Here is a 13,236-nt window from a genome sequence, read left to right as displayed (position 1 = left end):
TCCTTGACCGCCTTCCCCTCCACCGCGGGCACCCGGTACCCGGCGTAGCCGCGGCCGGAGAGCCCGCCGGGGAACGCCGCGCGGGGGTAGGCGAGCGTGACCATCGCCACGCTCGAGTACGGCACCCGGCGAGCGCCGCCCCGGCGGAGGCCGTCCCCGGGACCCCGGTCCGCTTCCTGCCCCGCCCCTCCCCCGGGGTCCGCCGGGACCCGGGCCGGCGTCCGGCTCACCGGCCGTAGCCACCGCCGCCCGGGGTCCGCACCACCAGGACGTCCCCCGGGCCGACCTCGGTGGTGTCGCAGCCGGCCAGTTCGGTCAGCGTGCCGTCGGCCCGCTCGACGGTGTTGCGGCCGAGGGCACCCGGCGCGCCGCCCGCCATGCCGTACGGCGGGACGCGGCGGTGGTTGGAGAGCAGCGCGACGGTCATGGGTTCCAGGAACCGGATCCTGCGGGTCACGCCGGCGCCGCCGTGCCGGCGTCCGGCGCCTCCGCTGCCTTCCCGTACGGAGAACTCCTCGACCCGCACGGGGTAGCGCCACTCGAGGACCTCGGGGTCGGTCAGCCGGGAGTTGGTCATGTGGGTCTGCACGGCGTCGGCCCCGTCGAAGTCCTCGCCGGCCCCGGACCCGCTCGCCACCGTCTCGTAGTACTGGACGCGTTCGTTGCCGAAGGTGACGTTGTTCATCGTGCCCGAGCCCTCGGCCTGGATCCCCATGGCCGCGTACAGCGCGCCCGTGACCGCCTGGGAGGTCTCCACATTGCCCGCGACCGTCGCCGCCGGGTACCGGGGCGCCAGCATCGAGCCGGGCGGGATGCGCACCCGGAGCGGTTCGAGGCAGCCGCTGTTGAGCGGGATGTCCTCGGCGACCAGGGTCCGGAAGACGTAGAGGACGGCCGCCATGACCACCGAGCTGGGGGCGTTGGAGTTGTCCGCGCGCTGCGGTGACGTGCCCTCGAAGTCGAGGACCGCGCTGCGCGCCTCGCGGTCGACGCGCACCGTGACGTTGATGACGGCTCCGCTGTCGGTCTCGTAGCGGTAGGTACCGTCGTTCAGCGCGGCGATGATGCGCCGCACGGACTCCTCGGCGTTGTCCTGGACGTGGCGCATGTAGGCGCGTACGACGTCGATGCCGAACTGGCGCGTCATGCGCCGCAGTTCCTCGATGCCCTTCTCGTTCGCGGCGATCTGGGCGCGCAGGTCGGCGAGGTTGGTTCCGGGCGAGCGGGAGGGGTGCGGGCCCGAGGTGAGCAGGGCCCGGGTCTCCTCCTCGCGGAACCTGCCGTCCCTGACCAGCAGCCAGTTGTCGAAGAGAATGCCCTCCTCCTGGACGGTGCGGCTGAAGGCGGGCATGGAGCCGGGTGTGATGCCGCCGATCTCGGCGTGGTGCCCGCGCGAGGCGACGAGGAACCGCAGTTCCCCGCCCTCGTCGTCGAAGACGGGCGTGACGACGGTGACGTCCGGCAGGTGAGTGCCGCCGTGATAGGGGTCGTTGACCGCGTAGACGTCGCCGGGCCGCAGATCGCCGGCCCGGCGCCGCAGCACTTCCTTGATCGACTCGCCCATCGACCCCAGGTGCACGGGGATGTGCGGGGCGTTGGCGATGAGCTGCCCCTCGGAGTCGAACAGGGCGCAGGAGAAGTCCAGCCGTTCCTTGATGTTGACGGAGTGGGCGGTGTTCTCCAGGCGCACGCCCATCTGTTCGGCGATCGCCATGAAGAGGCTGTTGAAGACCTCCAGCATGACGGGGTCGACGGTGGTGCCGACGGCGACCCGGTCCGGCCTCGGCGTGGCCCTGGTCAGCATCAGGTGCCCCGTCTCCGCGGGCCGGGCCTGCCAGCCGGGGTCGACGACCGTGGTGGCATCGGCCTCGGCGATGATCGCCGGCCCGGTGACGGTGCCGGCGGTGCGCAGGTCCCCCCGGCGGTACAGCGGGACGTCCTGCCGGCGGCCGTCGCAGAACATCCGTACCGTGGCGGCGGGTCGGGACGCGCCGGTGGCGGGCGGCGGCGGTTCGAGTCGTGCCCCCGCCCCGCCCGAGGCTCCGACGGCCTCCACCGAGACGGCCTCGGCGACGAGCGGCTTGTCCATCGTGAACGCGTACCGTGCGCGGTGCAGCCGCGTGAACTCCTCGCGCATGTCGGCCGGGCGGGCGAGAGCCACCGGGATCGCGGAGTCCGTGCCGGCGTACCGCAGGTGGACCCGGGCACGGGTGGTGACGGATGCCTCAGGAACGCCGTCGTCGACGAGTTCGGCGCGGGTCCGCTCCGCGAGCCGGGCGCACAGTTCCCCGACCGGCGCCTCCTCCAGCGGAGCCTCGACGGCCTGTTCACGCATGGCGGTGGCGTCCGCGACACCGATGCCGTACGCGGAGAGCACACCGGCCAGCGGTGGGACGATCACGGTGTCGATGCCGAGGGCGTCCGCGACCGCGCAGGCATGCTGGCCGCCCGCGCCGCCGAAGCTGGTGAGCGCGTAGCGCGTGACGTCGTGGCCGCGCTGGACGGAGATCTTCTTCACGGCGTTGGCCATGTTGAGGACCGCGATGTCGAGGAAGCCCGCGGCGACCTCCTCGGGTCCGCGGCGGTCGGCGGTGCGTGCGGCGAGTTCGGTGAACTTCTCGCGTACGACGTCCGCGTCGAGCGGCTCGTCGCCGTCCGGGCCGAAGACGGAGGGGAAGAAGGCGGGCTGGACGCGGCCGAGCATGACGTTGGCGTCGGTGACGGTGAGCGGTCCGCCGCGCCGGTAGCAGGCGGGGCCGGGGTCGGCGCCCGCCGAGTCGGGCCCGACCCGGTAGCGGGCGCCGTCGTAGTGGAGGACCGAGCCACCGCCCGCGGCGACGGTGTGGATGTTCATCATGGGCGCCCGCATCCGCACACCGGCGACCTCGGTGCCGAAGACCCGCTCCAGCTCGCCCGCGTAGTGGGAGACGTCGGTGGAGGTGCCGCCCATGTCGAAGCCGATGACGCGGTCGTGCCCCGCCTCGCCGGAGGAGCGGGCCATGCCGACGACGCCGCCGGCCGGGCCCGAGAGCACGGCGTCCTTGCCGCGGAAGTTCCCGGCCTCCCGCAGCCCGCCGTTGGACTGCATGAACATCAGCCGGATGCCCCGGAGTTCCTTGGCCACCTCGTCGACGTAGCGGCGCAGTACGGGCGAGAGGTACGCGTCGACGACGGTGGTGTCGCCGCGCGGGACGAGTTTCATCAGCGGGCTCACCTCGTGCGAGCAGCTGACCTGGGTGAAGCCGAGGGCGCGGGCCGCCTCGCCGAGGGCGCGCTCGTGGTCGGCGTAGCGGTAGCCGTGCAGCAGCACGACGGCGGCGCTGCGCAGGCCGTCGGAGCGGGCGGCGCGAAGCGCCTCGGTGGCCGCGTCCAGGTCGAGGTCCTCGACGAGGGCGCCGTGGGCGTCGTACCGGCCCGGCACTTCGATCACCCGGTCGTAGAGCGCCTCGGGCAGGACGATGTGCCGGTCGAAGAGCCGGGGCCGGTTCTGGTAGGCGATGCGCAGGGCGTCCCGGAAACCCCTGGTGACCACGAGGACGGTCGGTTCGCCCTTGCGTTCCAGGAGTGCGTTGGTGGCGACGGTGGTGCCCATCTTGACGACGGCCACCTTCTCGGCGGGTACGGGGTCGTCGGGTCCGATACCCAGCATCAGGCGGATACCGGCGACGGCGGCGTCGCGGTAGCGCTCGGGATGGTGCGAGAGCAGTTTGCGGCTGCGGATCGTCCCGTCGGGGTCTCTGCCCACGACGTCGGTGAACGTGCCGCCCCGGTCGATCCAGAATTCCCAGCGTCCGGCTCCGGTCGTCATCTTCCCATTCTGGCCGCCGCAGCGAGGGATCCGAGGGCGGCGGCGGTGGCGCGTTCGGCGTGCGCGCCGGAGAGGGCGGAGGTGCCGGCGCCCGTGACCGCGGGAGCGACGTCGAGGGGGTCGTGACCGCGCCCGGCGAGGTGCCGGGCGGTCTGGTGGGCGCGGTGGGTCACGCCGTCGGCGTCGGGCGGGAAAGGATTCGGTGACGACGACGCGCATGCGCGTGTTGTCCTCGTACCTGGCGTGACCCCTTCGAGGTGGATCCTTCCGCGGGCGGAACGTCCCATGAGCGGTTCCGCCGCGGTCCGGTCCGCGGGGATTCGCACGGCGGTCGAAATCGGCCGGTCGGGGTTCACATGGCGGTCGGGTCCGTTCCGATCCGGCTGCGCACGGCCGTCTGGACCTCGTCCTCCTCGGCCGGGTCCGCGGCGAGCCTGCGCAGTCTCTCCACGACCCGGGTGTCGCCGGTCTCCGCGTGCCGGGCGGCGAGCTCCCTGGTGCTCTCCTCGCAGTCCCAGAGGCATTCGACGGCGAAGCCGGTGGCGAAGGTGGGGTCGGTGGCGGCGAGTGCGCGGGCCGCGCGCCCGCGCAGGTGCGAGGAGGCGGTCTCGCGGTAGACGTGGCGCAGCACGGGTGCGGCGCAGGCGATGCCGAGCCGTCCCGCGCCGTCGACGAGGGTCCACAGGGCGGGGGCGTCGGGCCCCTCCGACCGTACGGTGCCGCGCAGGACGCCCAGCACCAGTGGGGTGTCCTGGACGCCGCCGCGGCAGGCGAGCACTCCGGCGGCGGAGGCGCCGAGCGCGTCGGGCCGGCCGGCCCAGCGGCGGGCCCGTTCGACGGCGGCCACGCTGCGCATGCGCTCGAAGGCGGAGACGGCGGCTTCGACGACCGTACGGGACGGGCTGTGCACGGCGGCCTCGACGAGGTCGAGTACCTCGGGGTCCTGGGACTCGGCGAGGTAGCGCAGGGCCGTGCAGCGGGCGCCCTCGGAGAGTTCGCCCCTGGCCGCCGCGATGATCAGCGGCCGGTCCTCGGGCCCGGCGACCGCGGTGAGGCAGCGGGCGGCGGGGGTGTGCAGTTCGGTCCCGCGCTCGAGACCCTGCTGCGCCCATTCGAACACGGCCTCGACGCTCCAGCCCGGCCGTGGCCCGGTGGGCCGCATCTGCCGCTGCCACCGGTCGAAGGAGCCGGCCTCCTGGGCGGCTCTGACCCGGGCGGCGCGCAGGGGGGCGCCCGCGTCCTCGGCCCACAGCCGCCAGGGCCTGGGCTCGAAGGCGTCCCGCACCGTGGCGGCCAGTTCGGCGTCGCCCTCGGGTGTCTCGGGGAATCTCGCGAGGACGGCGGAGCCGAGGGCGCGCAGCCCGGCGTCGTCGTCGCGCAGGGCCAGCTCGTCCAGGGCCCAGGCCCAGTTGGAGCCGGTCCTGGCGTACCGGCGGAGCAGTTCCAGTGCGTCGCGGCGCCCGTAGGAGGCGAGGTGGCCGAGGACGGCGAGGGCGAGCCCGGTGCGTGACTCCTCGGTGTCGAGGAGGTCCTCGGGGCCGAAGAGGTGGCGCTCGATGCCGTCGAGTCCGCCGGCGAGGTCGAGATACAGGCGCGCGTAGTAGAGGGAGCGGTTCTCCACCTGCCAGTCGCGCCTGGGGTCGCGCAGCACGCACTGGTCGAGGGCATCGAGGGCTTCGGCACGCGGGGCGGCGAGGGCGTGCAGGGTCCCGTCGCCGCGGCCTCGCTGCAGGAGGCCGAGCAGGGTGCCGCTGGGCGCTATATCTGGATCGAACATGGGGAGGGGCCTCACATCAAGCCGTCATCGCAAGCCGGAATCATGCCTTACTTGGATGCTGACCTGCATGTTCGGCGGTGCTTCGCCTGCCGCTCGATGAAGACCATGTCTGTCGCCTCTCTGAAGGGGCCCGGGCGGGCCGTTCCACGCGCTGTCCGGTCCGGCAACTCCTGCCCGCCCCGGTCGTACGTGAATCCGTCGTCATGATGACCCAGGGTTTTCCCCACCGCGACCAGATTTACGGCCGCCCCCTCACTCGGTGGTTCAACTGGCCTTCACCGTAGGGTCATCGGGCTTCGAACAGCTCTACCAGCTCGTTCTTCTCGAACATGCGCGCGGTGTCCAGCGCGGAGGGAGTGCCGGCCGAGGGATCGGCCCCGCCCGCGAGCAACTCGCGGACCACGCCGTCCTCGCCCTTGAAGACGGCCCCGGCCAGCGGGGTCTGGCCCCGGTCGTTGGCGCGGTTGGCGTCCGCGCCGCGGGCCAGCAGGGCCCGAACGGCCTCCGTGTGACCGTGGTAGGCGGCGAGCATCACCAGGGTGTCGCCCTTGTCGTTGGTGAGGTTCACCGGGACTCCGGCGTCGACGTAGGCGGCGAGGGTCTGGGCGTCGCCCTGCCGCGCCAGGTCGAAGATCTTGGTGGCGAGTTCCACCACTTCGGGATCGGGAGCACTCATCGGCCGGACCGCCTTTCACTGCTGCTGTGCCGCGGGTGACCGCCGCCTGCGACCTGTCACGGGTGAACGGTCAGGTTACTTCGCGCCACCGGGGAACGGCCCGGCCGGCGGGGCAAAGATCACCACTCCGCCGGATCGGTGAAATCGCGCAGAATTCACCCATTCGCACCTTTTATCGATTGATACTTCCTGTAACCCTGGAAGAACTCATGGTGACTGTCCCCCTCACTCAGGAGAACCCCATGATCCTGTCAGTCTCAGGTGTGGTGCTGCTCGGAGTCGTCGTCTTCGTGTTCTTCCGCAAGGACGGCCTGAAGGCTTCGCACGCGTGCATCTGCGCCCTCTTCGGCTTCTACCTGTCGAGTACGGCGATCGGCCCCAGCATCGAAGCGGGCGGGGCGAGCCTCGCCCATCTGCTGGGCGGACTCAAGTTCTGACGGCCGGCGCCCAGCCGACGGACAACGAGCACAACAGGAGACCTCTGTGGCCCGGCGACCACTCCCCCGCATCCTGAGCAGCGGCAGCGCGCAGATCGCCCGCAGCCGGCAGTTCGCGCGCACGGCCGCCGACAGCGCCACGGATGTGCTCCATCCGCTGATCACGATCAGCCGCGGGCTGCGCCGGCTGGCCGCCCTGGGACGGCAGAAGTGGATCGCCACTCCCAAGGAGCGGCGCGGCTCCGCGCTCTTCCTCCTGGCGGCATGCCTCTTCGCCGTCGCCCTCATTCCTTACGGACCGCTGCTGGTCCTGATCGCGGTGATGGGAGCCGCCGCGTGGTCGGGCCGGGACCGCACCCCGGTGCGGACCGGCCCGACCGACGCCGAGACGGCGCGCCTCCAGGCGGTGTACGAGGCGCTGGTGCCGTACTTCTCGGTGCCCGAGGATCCCGCCCCGCTCTACGCCCACGACGGCGAGTGGAGCCGGGCCTTCCAGGCGTACGAATTCGACGACGACGGTCGTCCCACGTTGCTGCGCCTGCGCTATCCCGCGTACTTCACCGACGGCGAGGCCGAGTCCCGGGCCCGCGTCGAGCAGTTGCTGCGCGCCAAGTCCGGCCGTGGCCGCGAATACCTCTTCGACTGGTCCGAGGAGGAGAACGAGCTGGTCATGAGCGTCCTGCCCGCGCTGTGCGCCACCATCGCCGCCCAGCGCTTCGTGATCGCGCCCGGTGAGACCGTGCTCGGCTTCACCGACCCGAGCGGGGTGCAGCGAACGGTGCCGGTCCTCGACGGCGACCGGACCCGCGACGTCCCGCCCGTCGTCTGGCGCACCGGGGTCCGCTCCACCGAGCCCCACCTCCTGGCCGCGGGACAGCCCGGCAGCGGCACGACGACGCTGCTGCGCTCCATCGCCCTCCAGGCGCTGCAGCACGGCGACGTCCTCGTGATCGACGGCAACGGCACCGGGGAGTACGCCTGCCTGGCCGGGCGCGCCGGTGTCCTCGCCGTGGAGAGCGGGCTCTCGGGGACGCTGGCCACGCTGGAATGGGCCTCCCACGAGACGGAGCGGCGTCTCATCGCCGCGAACCAGGCCCGGCAGGCCGGGCATCCCGTCCCCGAGGACGTGCGCCGTCCGCTGTGGATCCTCTTCGACCTCCCGAACGCGCTGGCCCACCTCGCCGCCGCTGGGCGCCGCCCCGATCCCTGCGCCCTGCTGACCGTGCCGCTGCGGCACGGGCGCGCGGCGGGGGTCACGGTCGTCGTCGCCGAACATCTCGACGCGGTGGAGTCCCTGCCGGAGTCCGTACGGTCCCACACCCGCGCCCGCGTCGTCCTGGGCCCCGCCTCCTCCGACCGGATCGAGGCGGTCCTCGGCGCCCCGCCGCACACGACGCCCACGCCGGACATGCCGCCGGGCCGCGGCTACGCCCGCTTCGCCTCGGGTGCCACGCACCGCCTCCAGGTCCCGGCCACTCCGGACCCGTACGACGAGTCGGCTCCCGACGCCCACCGCCGGGCGGTGCTCGCCCTGCTGCCGGAGCGCTGCACGGCCGGCGCCGAGGCCGCCGCCGGGACCGCGGCCGAGACCGCCGACAACACAGCCCGGGGCCCCCTCGCCCCGGTCACGGCCGCCGTGCCCGCCACCGCGCCCGCGGCGAAGCCCCCGGAGGCCGCGAAGTCTCCCGGAACCGTCCGCGTCCAGGCCCCCGGCGCCACGGAGCACCCGGAGGGCTGCGGCGCCCCTCGGCCGGGGAAGAAGCCCGCGGTGGCCACGACCGCCTTCGGCACGACGGACTCCACCGAGGCGACGGACACCGCCGGCACACCGGCGAAGCGGACCGCGGTCGCCGAGAGCTGACCGGACCGTCGTCGCGTGCGGGGAACCGGGCGGGCGCCACCCCGGCGGGCGCCGCCCGCACCTCGGCGGCGCCCGTCAGGCGACGAACGTCCTCGGAGGTTCCGCGCCCGTCGTGGTCCCCGTACGGACGAGGCGGGCGGCGGCCGCGAGCCGGGACGCGGCCTCGTCCGCGACGGGACCTCCGACCGTGAACGGCAGCCGGACGAATCCCTCGAAGGCCCCGCCGACACCGAAGCGCGGGCCCGAGGGCACCCGGACGCCGACCCGCTCTCCCATCTCCGCGAGGCGCGAGCCCGAGAGCCCGCCCGCACGCGCCCAGAGGGTCAGCCCGCCGCGGGGAACCTCGAACTCCCAGTCGGGCAGCTCCCTGCGGACCGCCGCGGCCAGGGCGTCCCTGTTCTCCCGCGCCTGCGCCCTGCGCAGCGCGACCGCCTCCTCCCACCCGCCGGTGGACATCAGCCAGTTGATGGCGAGCTGTTCGAGCACCGGGGTCCCGAGATCGGCGTACGCACGGGCCACGACCAGGCTGCGGATCACGTCCGGCGCCGCCCGGACCCAGCCGATGCGCATCCCGGCCCAGAACGCCTTGCTCGCCGAGCCGACGGTGAGGACCGTGCTGCCCGCCGGGTCGAAGGCGCACACCGGCTGCGGCATCTCCACGTCGGCGTCGAGGTGGAGTTCCGTCATCGTCTCGTCGACGACGAGGACCGTGCCCGCCGAGCGCGCCGCCTCCACGAGCTGCCGGCGCCGGTCCTCGTCCGCGAGGGCCCCGGTCGGATTGTGGAAGTCGGCGACGACGTAGGCCAGCCGGGGGGCGGCGTCGCGCAGCACCTGCCGCCAGACGGGCAGGTCCCAGCCGCTGAGCCCCTCGGCCATGGCGACCGGCACCAGCCGGGCACCGCCCTCCCGCATCAGCTGGAGGATGTTGGCGTAGGAGGGCGACTCGACGGCGATGCGCTCGCCGCGCCCCGCGAAGAGATGGCAGATCGCGTCGATGGCGCCCATCGCGCCGGTGGTGACCATGATCTGCTCGGGCATGGTGGGAATACCGCGGGCGGTGTAGCGGTCGGCGAGCATCTGCCGCAGCGCGGGAAGGCCCGCGGGGTAGTCGCCGTGGGTGTGCGCGTAGGGCGGCAGTTCCTCGAGGGCACCCTGCACGGCGCGGGTCAGCCAGGGCTCGGGAGCGGGCAGGGAGGCGCAGCCCAGGTCGATCACGGAGCCGAGCGCCTCGGGCGGCAGGGGTTCCAGGCCCCGTGAGGGCAGCGGGCTCCCGGCCGGCACGGCGGTCCAGCTGCCCGCGCCGCGCCGGGACTCCAGGAAGCCCTCGCCGCGCAGTGCCTCGTAGGCGGCGGCCACCGTCGTGCGGCTGACCTTGAAGGCGAGGGCGAGCTCCCTCTCGGCGGGCAGGCGCGCGGCGACCGGCACCCGGCCCTCGAGCACCAGCAGCCGGATGCCGTCGGCCAGCGCGCGGTAGGCGGGCAGCCGCCGTCCGGACCCGGCCCCGCCGTCGGCCCGGTCCTGCTGCGAAGCGAGCAGCCGGGCGAGCTGCGTCGCTCCCACCGCTGAAGTCCACTGCGCCATGGAAACCAGTCCACCTTCCCCGAATTGGCCATGGTTACCCATTCTCTACAGGCCACAGGGTGGCACGAGTCGGTCCACCATCACCAACCGGGGGGGGCAATCAGTGCCGCGGTCGCCGTATCTCTTCCGACGTGTCGTCCAGCTCTACGCGGGCCTCGTGCTGTACGGCGCGAGCTGCGCGCTGATGCTGCGAGCCGGGCTGGGCCTGGACCCGTGGGACGTGTTCCACCAGGGCCTGTCCGAGCGCACCGGCATCTCCATCGGCATGCTGTCGATCATCGTCGGGGCGCTCGTCCTCCTCCTGTGGTGGCCGCTGCGGCAGCGCCCGGGGCTCGGCACGGTGTCCAACGTGGTGGTCCTCGGGCTGGCGCTGGACGGCACCCTGCTCGTCATGCCTCAGGTCCACGGCCTCGCCGCGCAGATTCCCCTGCTGCTCTGCGCGGTGGTCCTGAACGGTGCGGCCACCGGCCTCTACATCAGCGCCCGCTTCGGCCCCGGCCCCCGCGACGGGCTGATGACGGGGCTGCACCGCCGTACCGGCCGCTCGATCCGCCTGGTACGGACGACGATCGAGGTGACCGTCCTGGGCACGGGCGTCCTGCTGGGCGGCACCGCGGGGGCGGGCACGGTCGTGTACGCCCTGGCGATCGGCCCGCTCGCCCAGTTCTTCCTGCGCTTCTTCTCCATACCCGCGTCGGGAGAAGGCCCCGTCCGCGTTGCGGCGTCGCAACCGGAACGCGCGATACTGCCTCAGTGACCAGTCCAGCGGCTCCCCCGCGCCACCCCTACCTCGACCATCCGGCCCCTCTGGCCTTCGCCCACCGGGGCGGGGCGGCGGACGGCCTGGAGAACACCGAACTCGCCTTCACCCGGGCCGTCGAAGCCGGCTACCGCTACCTGGAGACGGACGTCCACGCCACGTCGGACGGGCGGCTCGTCGCGTTCCACGACGCGACCCTGGACCGGCTGACGGACTCGCGCGGCACGATCGCCGCGCTGCCGTGGAGCGCGGTACGCCGGGCACGGGTGGGCGGCCGGGAGCCGCTGCCGCTCTTCGAGGACCTCCTCGAGGCCTTCCCGAAGGCGCGGTGGAACGTGGACATCAAGGCGGAGCCCGCACTGGAACCGCTGATCACCCTGCTGCGCAGGACCAGGGCGTGGGACCGCGTCTGCGTCGGTTCCTTCAACGAGGGCCGGGTGGCCCGCGCCCGGAGCCTGGCCGGACCGGGGCTGGCGACCTCGTTCGGCACCCGCGGCGTCCTGGGGCTGCGGCTGAGGTCGTACGGCATACCGGCGGCGCTGCGCGACAGCGCGGTGTGCGCGCAGGTTCCGGAGAGCCACGGCGGGGTACGTGTCGTGAACCGGGCGTTCGTACGCGCCGCCCACGCCCGGGGACTGCACGTCCACGTCTGGACCGTGAACGACGCTGACCGGATGCGGGCGCTGCTGGACCTCGGGGTGGACGGAATCATGACCGACCGGCTGGACACCCTGCGCGAGGTACTGGTCGAGCGGGGTGCCTGGGTGTGAGATGCGCGGCACTCGAGCCGCGTTTCACGTCCGGATTTAGACGTTGAAGTCGAAGGCCGGTAGTGTACGCCTTTGGCCTGCCAGGCGGACCGTTACTGCACGCCAAGGTCGGTTCGACCCTGGGTGACATCTCCCAACAGATGTGACAAACCGGGCATTGGTGGGTACAACAAGGGGCGGCACGACGGGCGACGCAATGACCCGGAACGGGAATCTTCACCGCCGACCGGACGTTGACCGGATGACGACGACAGCGACACCTGTCCTGTGGGCGACAAGCCCGGGAGGCACGAAGCATGAGTGAGCGAGCTCTTCGCGGCACGCGACTCGTGGTGACCAGCTACGAGACCGACCGCGGCATCGACCTGGCCCCGCGCCAGGCGGTGGAGTACGCATGTGAGAAGGGACATCGTTTTGAGATGCCCTTCTCGGTGGAGGCGGAGATCCCGCCGGAGTGGGAGTGCAAGGTCTGCGGCAGCCAGGCACTCCTGGTGAACGGCGAAGGCCCCGAGGAGAAGAAGGCGAAGCCCGCCCGCACGCACTGGGACATGCTCATGGAGCGGCGTACCCGCGAGGAGCTCGAGGAAGTGCTGGCCGAGAGGCTGGCGGTCCTGCGCTCCGGTGCGATGAACATCGCGGTGCACCCGCGCGACCGCAAGTCCGCGTAACTGCCGTGAGGCCGTGACGCCGGGTCTCCGGCCGCCGCGGTCAGCCAGACCGACAGGAGCCGCGGTCTGCGGCACATCCCAAGAGGTGTGCCGCAGACCGCGGCTCCTGGCATGCGCGCCGCCTTGCCGTGCTCCCACAGCCGCCGCACCGGTTACCCCGTGGTCCTGGCCCCCGGCCGGCGTCACGTGGTCCTGGCCCCCGGCCGGCGTCACGACCCCGTACCCGTGGGTGACGGCAGCCCCCGCGACCGCACCGCGCATCGGCGCGGGTAGTACCGGACGCGGCGGCGTGCGCGGGCGCGGGTCGGGCTGCGCGGCAGTGCGGTCGCGGGCGTGGCGGTGCGGTCGCGGGCCGGCGGCTCAGCGGTCCAGCGGAGGGCGCCCCGCGTCGTCGCGGGGGGAGGCCGGGGGCGCGTCGTCGTGGTGGATGACCTCGCCCTGGACGATCTTGCCGTCCGGGCGGTGGATGCGGGCCTGCTGGAAGGCGCCGCCCAGCCCGCCCGCGGGCATCCGGTTCATCCGGCGCTCCAGGGAGCGCTCCGCGTACGCCGAGAACAGCGCTTTCGTCGGCGGGAAGATCAGCAGCAGTCCCGCCAGATCGGATATGAGCCCCGGCGTCATCAGCAGCAGGCCGCCGACCATCGTCAGCCCGTTGCCGCCGCGCCGGCGTTCCGCACCGAGACTCTGCGGCTCCTGCCGCTGTGCCTGGCGCAGTGTGTCCTGCAGTGCCTGGAAGGCCCGGCGGCCGGCGCGCTTGATGACCACGGCGCCGAGGACCGCGCCGGTGAGGAGGATCAGGAAGACGCCGAAGCCGCCCACCGAGTCCGCGACGACCGTCAGCAGCCAGATCTCGAGCACCAGCCAGGCGGCGACGCCGAGGGGCAGGAAGGACCTGGCC

The 13,236-nt window shown here is 73.2% G+C and carries 11 protein-coding genes; 5 read left to right on the top strand and 6 right to left on the bottom strand.

All coding sequences use genetic code 11. The features are described 5' to 3' along the window. Positions 1-226: 226 nt before the first annotated feature. From GUY61_RS24660 to GUY61_RS24645, 4 genes are all read right to left on the bottom strand, one after another. Positions 227-3,808, bottom strand: a complete 3,582-nt coding sequence (locus GUY61_RS24660; protein ID WP_166632438.1) for a hydantoinase B/oxoprolinase family protein — start codon at positions 3,806-3,808, stop codon at positions 227-229. Continuing rightward, complete coding sequence (locus tag GUY61_RS40435) at positions 3,805-3,981, bottom strand: hypothetical protein (RefSeq protein WP_166632437.1); 177 nt, start codon at positions 3,979-3,981, stop codon at positions 3,805-3,807. The genes GUY61_RS24660 and GUY61_RS40435 overlap by 4 nt, the downstream gene beginning before the upstream one ends. 179 nt (positions 3,982-4,160) lie before the next feature. Next, a complete protein-coding gene (locus GUY61_RS24650) occupies positions 4,161-5,585 on the bottom strand; it encodes a HEAT repeat domain-containing protein (RefSeq protein ID WP_166632436.1) in 1,425 nt (474 codons plus the stop codon). Between the two features lie 286 nt (positions 5,586-5,871). After that, positions 5,872-6,261 carry an ankyrin repeat domain-containing protein gene (locus GUY61_RS24645; protein WP_166632435.1) on the bottom strand — a complete coding sequence of 130 codons (390 nt, stop codon included), beginning with the start codon at positions 6,259-6,261 and terminating at the stop codon, positions 5,872-5,874. 242 nt (positions 6,262-6,503) lie between these two features. Here GUY61_RS24645 and GUY61_RS24640 point away from each other — a divergent pair, with 242 nt between their 5' ends. Then, positions 6,504-6,698 (top strand): hypothetical protein, encoded by a 195-nt coding sequence (locus GUY61_RS24640; protein WP_166632434.1) that lies wholly within the window; start codon positions 6,504-6,506, stop codon positions 6,696-6,698. 46 nt (positions 6,699-6,744) lie between these two features. Beyond that, a complete protein-coding gene (locus GUY61_RS24635; protein ID WP_313896837.1) occupies positions 6,745-8,559 on the top strand; it encodes a hypothetical protein in 1,815 nt (604 codons plus the stop codon). Between the two features lie 75 nt (positions 8,560-8,634). Here the strand turns inward: GUY61_RS24635 and GUY61_RS24630 are convergent, their stop codons facing one another. Beyond that, positions 8,635-10,140 carry a PLP-dependent aminotransferase family protein gene (locus GUY61_RS24630; protein WP_166632433.1) on the bottom strand — a complete coding sequence of 502 codons (1,506 nt, stop codon included), beginning with the start codon at positions 10,138-10,140 and terminating at the stop codon, positions 8,635-8,637. On the opposite strand from GUY61_RS24630, the gene GUY61_RS24625 reads away from it, so the two are divergent. The 3 genes from GUY61_RS24625 to GUY61_RS24615 all read left to right on the top strand — a co-directional run bounded on the left by GUY61_RS24625 (position 10,139) and on the right by GUY61_RS24615 (position 12,338). Further along, positions 10,139-10,897: a hypothetical protein gene (locus GUY61_RS24625; protein WP_208106418.1), complete on the top strand. Its 759-nt coding sequence runs from the start codon at positions 10,139-10,141 to the stop codon at positions 10,895-10,897. The genes GUY61_RS24630 and GUY61_RS24625 overlap by 2 nt on opposite strands. Then, positions 10,894-11,670: a glycerophosphodiester phosphodiesterase gene (locus GUY61_RS24620; protein ID WP_166632431.1), complete on the top strand. Its 777-nt coding sequence runs from the start codon at positions 10,894-10,896 to the stop codon at positions 11,668-11,670. Before GUY61_RS24625 ends, GUY61_RS24620 begins: the two co-directional genes overlap by 4 nt. Before the next feature lie 296 nt (positions 11,671-11,966). After that, positions 11,967-12,338, top strand: a complete 372-nt coding sequence (locus tag GUY61_RS24615; RefSeq protein WP_166632430.1) for an RNA polymerase-binding protein RbpA — start codon at positions 11,967-11,969, stop codon at positions 12,336-12,338. 360 nt (positions 12,339-12,698) lie between these two features. Here GUY61_RS24615 and fxsA read toward each other — a convergent pair. Beyond that, positions 12,699-13,236: FxsA family membrane protein (fxsA, locus tag GUY61_RS24610; RefSeq protein WP_166632429.1), on the bottom strand; the 538-nt coding region annotated here is incomplete at its 5' end.

This window comes from Streptomyces sp. GC420 (assembly GCF_009916105.1).
GTDB lineage: Bacteria > Actinomycetota > Actinomycetes > Streptomycetales > Streptomycetaceae > Streptomyces.
Note: the sequence above shows the minus strand (reverse complement) of the source record. Positions and strands in the feature narration are given on the sequence as shown.

Coding starts and splice junctions, on each gene's coding strand:
- GUY61_RS24640 (WP_166632434.1), top strand. CDS start 6,504: ATGATCCTGTCAGTCTCAGGTGTGGTGCTGCTCGGAGTCGTCGTCTTC.
- GUY61_RS24645 (WP_166632435.1), bottom strand. CDS start 6,261: ATGAGTGCTCCCGATCCCGAAGTGGTGGAACTCGCCACCAAGATCTTC.
- GUY61_RS24615 (WP_166632430.1), top strand. CDS start 11,967: ATGAGTGAGCGAGCTCTTCGCGGCACGCGACTCGTGGTGACCAGCTAC.
- GUY61_RS24625 (WP_208106418.1), top strand. CDS start 10,139: ATGGAAACCAGTCCACCTTCCCCGAATTGGCCATGGTTACCCATTCTC.
- GUY61_RS24660 (WP_166632438.1), bottom strand. CDS start 3,808: ATGACGACCGGAGCCGGACGCTGGGAATTCTGGATCGACCGGGGCGGC.
- GUY61_RS24630 (WP_166632433.1), bottom strand. CDS start 10,140: ATGGCGCAGTGGACTTCAGCGGTGGGAGCGACGCAGCTCGCCCGGCTG.
- GUY61_RS24650 (WP_166632436.1), bottom strand. CDS start 5,585: ATGTTCGATCCAGATATAGCGCCCAGCGGCACCCTGCTCGGCCTCCTG.